Genomic DNA, 404 nt, shown 5'->3' on the forward strand with positions numbered 1-404 from the left:
GGATTACGCTTCGCGTATCCGCCCACGGTCCTTTCCGGATCATGCTCTAGGGAAGCGCTGCAGCGGCGTTGACAACAAGCGGACTGTCGGTCGGCGCAGGCGCCAGTTCGCTGCTGCTGCCCTTGGTGAGAAACTCGTCGAGCGTGGCCTGGATCCTGTGCTTGACGGAATAAGGTCCACGGTCGCACATGTCAGTGTGCCGGAATTGCGTATTGATGATATCGATAACTTGCTTCTTGGCCTGTTCGGGAGCCGGCAACACGCCGGGATCGGTCTTGAAGTTGGGATCTTTCGAGCGGAACGACAGGATCTTAAGTCTGTGGTCAAGCACGAAGGGGACGCGCAAATTGTCCAGCGTGATCACCTTTGACACCAGTTCGGGATGTTGCTTGGCGTAGTACATG

Annotated in this window: 1 pseudogene; it reads right to left on the bottom strand. The window is 56.9% G+C overall.

The features are described from left to right. Nucleotides 1-46 precede the first annotated feature (46 nt). Nucleotides 47-404 (bottom strand): annotated as a pseudogene (locus tag AC5ZGW_RS47310) (alpha/beta hydrolase); the annotation flags it as partial.

This window comes from Bradyrhizobium sp. Crot121 (genome assembly GCF_059512385.1).